A 5341-nucleotide genomic window follows, 5' to 3' on the forward strand; every position below is an offset into this window, starting at 1 on the left:
GTGTTCGGGGCGGCCGTGCCCCCCGCGACACGTCCCCCCGCGAACCGTGCCGGTGACGGCCCGGAGCCGACGCCGGTGTCCTCCCCGAAGCCGGCAAACGGTCGTCCCCCGGGTCCGATGCCCCCGACCGGTACCCGAACCGGGCTCACGGGCGGGGTCCGTGAACCCCCGGACCGGTCACGCGTTCCGTTCCGCCACCGGGTTCGGGGCCGGCCCCACGGGGGTCGTCTCCGGTCCCGTACGTCGGGTGCGCAGCCACACCACGGCCGTGATCGCGATGAGCAGGACGCAGGGCACGAGCATGACGGGCGACCCGGCGCCCACCGACCGGTCCATCCCCTCCATGAGGTCGGCGTGCGTGACGATGGTGATGAGGAAGGCGAGCGTGTTGTTGACCGCGTGAATGACCACGGCGATCTCCAGACCACCCGTGCGCCACGTGATGAGGGCGAGGGTGACGCCCATCGTGAAGTAGTACAGGTTGAGCCACGGGTCGAACGCCAGGTGCGCCGCCATGAACAGCAGGCTCGACACGAACACGCCGAGGACGAGGCTGGTGCGCGCGCCACGGCCCCAGCTCGCGGCGACACGGAAGGCGAGCCCGCGGAAACCGTACTCCTCACCGGCCGACTGCAACGGTGCCAGCAGCACGGTGACGGCGAACATGGCGATGAGGTCGGCGAACAGCCAGGAGGTTTCGGGATAGGGCGTGAAGACGGAGAAGACGGCCAGGTAGACCGTCCAGACGGGCAGGACCACCAGGAGGGACCGCCCGAACACGTCGGCTCGGAAGAGCGACCGGACCGAATGCAGCGAGGCGCCCCTCACGCCGTAGAGCCACCGTTGGATGAGCATGCTCCACGGCAGCAGCAGGGCGAGCCCGAGCAGGGTGGAGGCCTGGGTGACGGGCGTGAACTCGTCCCCGCCCAGCATCACGCTGGAGCGGCCGAGCGCCAGGTCGGCGAACGCGCCGAGGAACCCGGCGGCGAAGGAGAAGACCAGCATCCCGCCCATGAAGAGGACGAGAGCGGCGATGCCGCGCCAGACGCGGCGCTTCTCGTGGGCGAGGACACGGTGATAGGGCACGCCCGGCGGGACCGGACGGGGGCCGCGCCGCCGCCTGGTCTCGGCTGAGGGGTGTTCGGGGCCCGCACCCGGGGCCGGGGGAGCCGTCCGGAGCGGTTGCGCGGGGGGATGTTCGTCGTCGCGGTTCATGTTCTGAACCTAGTTTCGGCGGATGGCGCACAGTAGTACCGCTGATCATCTGGTTTTTCCGCGTTTCACACCGATCGTCGCATGACGGTTGTCATGCGGGCGTGTCCGGAGGGGCCGCGGGTCGGCGCCCCGCGCCGGTGCCGGAGGACCGGGTGCGCGGGGTGCGCGGTGCCTCCGGGCCCGTGACGGAAGAAGGCGTCCCCCGCACGCCGACCGGTGCGCGCGGGCGGGCGTTCCCCGTGCCGGAGCGGTTCTCGTGTCCCCGGACCCCGCGCGGGCCGCGCGGGTAGCGGCCGCGTCCTCGAAAAGTCGTTGGAAACCCTTGTAAGTGCTAGGAAGCCCTGGTAATCGCACTGGTCGGGGATCGGGGATCATGGGGCCCGCAGCTGAAAAGGTGACGCTGAGGGCTTGCGCTCTCCATGGTGAGTTCTGTCACGATATGGAGAGGGCTGTCCAACTCCCGCCCACCACCCCGGGTGGGACGAGGACCGTGATTCGGCCGATCAGCGTTCACCCACGCGAATTCGGCCCCGAGAACCCGAGGGAGCAACGTGTCGGACACGACCGTGCACGAGGAACCGGAGCTGATCCAGCTCCTGACACCGGAAGGGGAGTTGACGGGGCACCCCGACTACCCCCTGGACATCAGCGCCGAGGAGATCCGCGCCCTGTACCGCGACCTGGTCCTGGTACGCAGGTTCGACAGCGAGGCGGTCTCCCTCCAGCGCCAGGGCGAGCTGGGCCTGTGGGCCTCGCTGCTGGGCCAGGAGGCCGCGCAGATCGGCTCCGCACGCGCGCTGGGCGCGAAGGACATGGCCTTCCCCTCCTACCGCGAGCACGGCGTCGCGTGGTGCCGGGGCATCGAGCCCCGTGAACTGCTCGGCATGTTCCGCGGCGTCACCAACGGGGGCTGGGACCCCCACGAGCACGGCTTCCACCTGTACACGATCGTCATCGGCAGCCAGACCCTGCACGCCACCGGCTACGCCATGGGCGTCCAGCGCGACGGCGCCGTCGGCGAGGACGGCACCGCCGTCATCTCCTACTTCGGCGACGGGGCCACCAGCCAGGGCGACACCAACGAGGCGTTCAACTTCGCCTCGGTCAACAACGCCCCGGTGGTCTTCTTCTGCCAGAACAACCAGTGGGCGATCTCCGAACCGCTGGAGCGCCAGGCCCGCGTGCCCATCTACCGGCGCGCCGCCGGGTTCGGCTTCCCCGGCCTGCGCGTGGACGGCAACGACGTCCTGGCCTGCCTGGCCGTGACCCGGGTCGCGCTGTCCAACGCCCGCGAGGGCAACGGCCCCACGCTCGTGGAGGCGTTCACCTACCGGATGGGCGCCCACACCACCAACGACGACCCCACCCGCTACCGCGCGTCGGCCGAGCTCGACGAGTGGAAGGCCAAGGACCCGATCCTGCGGGTCCGCCGCTACCTGGAGCGGGGCGGCCACGCCGACGAGGAGTTCTTCGCGTCCGTGGACGCCGAGGCGGACCGGCTGGGCGAGCAGGTGCGCACCGAGTGCCGTTCCCTGCCCGACCCCGAGCCCCTCGACATCTTCCACGAGGTCTACGCCGAGCCCAACGTCCACATCGACCAGCAGCGGTCCGAGTTCGCCGACTACCTGGCCTCCTTCGAGGGCGCGGGCGCGGAAGGGGGCCGTTAGGCCATGGGAACCAACCTCACCATCGGCAAGGCCATCAACGCCGGCCTGCGCGCCGCCATGGAGCACGACCCCAAGGTCCTGGTCATGGGCGAGGACGTCGGCAGGCTCGGCGGCGTCTTCCGGGTCACCGACGGCCTGTACAAGGACTTCGGCGCCGACCGGGTCATCGACACCCCCCTCGCCGAGTCCGGCATCGTCGGCACCGCGATCGGCATGGCCATGCGCGGCTACCGCCCCGTGGTGGAGATCCAGTTCGACGGCTTCTTCTTCCCGGCCGCGAACCAGACCTTCACCCAGCTGGCCAAGATGCGGCGCCGCTCGGCGGGCACGCTCAGCATGCCCGTGGTCATGCGCATCCCCTACGGCGGCGGTATCGGCGCGGTCGAGCACCACAGCGAGTCCCCGGAGGCCTACTTCACCCACACCGCCGGGCTGCGCGTGGTGTCGGTGGCCAACCCCGAGGACGCCTACTGGATGATCCAGCAGGCCGTGCGCTCCGACGACCCGGTGATCTTCCTGGAGCCCAAGCGGCGCTACTACGAGAAGGCCGAGGTCGACACCGAGGCGTCCATCGCCGAGGCCGCCCCGATGGGCGCCGCGCGCGTGGTCCGTCCCGGCACGGACGTGACCCTCCTGGCGTACGGGCCCATGGTCAAGACGGCGCTCCAGGCCGCCGAGGCCGACACCGACCACTCCGTCGAGGTCGTCGACCTGCGTTCGCTGTCCCCCGTGGACTACCCGACCCTGTTCGCCTCGGTGAAGAGGACGGGGCGCCTGGTCGTCGCCCACGAGGCCCCCCTCTCCGGCGGCCCCGGCGCGGAGATCGCCGCCCGGGTCACCGAGGAGTGCTTCTACCACCTGGAGTCGCCGGTCATCCGCGTGGCCGCGTTCGACACCCCCTACCCGCAGTCCCGGCTGGAGGAGCACTACCTGCCGGACCTGGACCGGGTTCTGGACGGTGTCGACCGGGCGTTCGCGTACTAGGGATCGGGGAAACCGAAGGACATGGCGATTTCCAAGAACGAACCCGCCGTCGGCGGAGTGCAGTCGTTCAAGCTGCCCGACGTCGGGGAGGGCCTGGTCGAGGCCGAACTCCTCTCCTGGTACGTCAAGCCGGGTGACGAGGTCAAGGTCAACCAGATGATCTGCGAGATCGAGACCGCCAAGGCGGTCGTCGAACTCCCCAGCCCGTTCGCGGGGACGGTGCGCGAGCTGCTGGCCGAGGAGGGCCAGACCGTGGAGGTCGGCGCGGTGATCATCACCGTGGACGACGGCTCCGGCGGTTCCGCCCCGGAGGCCGCCCCGTCGGCGGACTCCGAGGAGCGGGAGAAGCCGCTGGTCGGCTACGGCGAGAAGGCGGCCTCCACCCAGCGCCGCCCGCGCCGCCGCCCTGGCCCCTCGGCCCCGGTGTCGCCGCCCGTGCCGCGAGTCAGCGAGCCCGCGCCCGCCGGCACGCCCGCGGTGCGGGAGACGCGGGCGGCCCCCGCTCCCGCCCCGGTGCGGGCGCCGGGCCGCCCGCTCGCCAAGCCGCCGGTGCGCAAGCTGGCCAAGGACCTCGGCGTGGACCTGGCGTCGGTCACCCCCACGGGGGAGAACGGCGTCGTCACCCGCGAGGACGTGCGGGCCGCGGTCGGTCGGGCTCCGGGGGGTCCGGAGGCCGCGGCGGTCGCGGGGATCGCGGAGGCCGCCCCCGCGGCGGCCGTGGACCGCACCGCGCGCGAGCGGCGCGTGCCCGTCAAGGGCGTGCGCAAGCACACGGCCGCGGCGATGGTCGACAGCGCGTTCACCGCTCCGCACGTCACCGAGTTCCTCCAGGTGGACGTCACCAGGACGATGAAGGCGGTCGCGCGCCTGCGCGAGCGGCCCGACTTCGCCGACGTGCGGGTGTCCCCGCTGCTGCTGGTCGCCAAGGCCCTGCTCATGGCGGTCCGGCGGCACCCGGAGGTCAACGCCTCCTGGGACGGGGAGAACCAGGAGATCGTGGTCAAGGACTACGTGAACCTGGGGATCGCGGCGGCCACCGAGCGCGGCCTGGTGGTGCCCAACATCAAGGACGCCGACGCCATGACCCTGCCGGAGCTGGCGGCGGGGCTGAAGCGGCTGACCGAGACCGCCCGGGCGGGCAAGACCAGCCCGGCGGACATGTCCGGCGGCACCATCACCATCACCAACGTCGGCGTGTTCGGCGTGGACGCGGGCACCCCGATCCTCAACCCGGGCGAGGCGGCCATCCTCGCCTTCGGGCAGATCCGGGACATGCCCTGGGTGCACAAGGGCAAGCTCAAGGTCCGCAAGGTGACGACCCTGTCGCTGTCCTTCGACCACCGCCTGGTCGACGGGGAGCTGGGCTCCAAGGTGCTGCGCGACATCGGCACGGCGCTGGAGGACCCGGAGCTGACCGCCCTGGCCTGGGGCTAGGGGCTTTCGGAGAGCGGGCCAGGGGGCCGGTGCGCGTACGA

The 5341-nt window shown here is 71.7% G+C and carries 4 protein-coding genes; 3 read left to right on the top strand and 1 reads right to left on the bottom strand.

The genetic code is table 11. The annotated features are described in order from the left end of the window. Positions 1-177 precede the first annotated feature (177 nt). Entirely contained in the window at positions 178-1215 is a 1038-nt protein-coding gene (locus DQW06_RS27600) for a CPBP family intramembrane glutamic endopeptidase (RefSeq protein ID WP_013156402.1), read from the bottom strand. A 551-nt stretch (positions 1216-1766) separates the two neighbouring features. Here DQW06_RS27600 and pdhA point away from each other — a divergent pair. From pdhA to DQW06_RS27615, 3 genes are read left to right on the top strand one after another with little or no spacing between them, the layout of a single operon-like run. Next, positions 1767-2882 carry a pyruvate dehydrogenase (acetyl-transferring) E1 component subunit alpha gene (pdhA, locus tag DQW06_RS27605; protein ID WP_013156403.1) on the top strand — a complete coding sequence of 372 codons (1116 nt, stop codon included), beginning with the start codon at positions 1767-1769 and terminating at the stop codon, positions 2880-2882. A 3-nt stretch (positions 2883-2885) separates the two neighbouring features. Beyond that, positions 2886-3866 carry an alpha-ketoacid dehydrogenase subunit beta gene (locus DQW06_RS27610; protein ID WP_013156404.1) on the top strand — a complete coding sequence of 327 codons (981 nt, stop codon included), beginning with the start codon at positions 2886-2888 and terminating at the stop codon, positions 3864-3866. A 21-nt stretch (positions 3867-3887) separates the two neighbouring features. Next, positions 3888-5300: a dihydrolipoamide acetyltransferase family protein gene (locus tag DQW06_RS27615; protein ID WP_117199584.1), complete on the top strand. Its 1413-nt coding sequence runs from the start codon at positions 3888-3890 to the stop codon at positions 5298-5300. The last annotated feature ends 41 nt before the right edge of the window (positions 5301-5341 follow it).

The sequence above is a fragment of the Nocardiopsis sp. TNDT3 genome, assembly GCF_003427465.1.
GTDB lineage: Bacteria > Actinomycetota > Actinomycetes > Streptosporangiales > Streptosporangiaceae > Nocardiopsis > Nocardiopsis dassonvillei.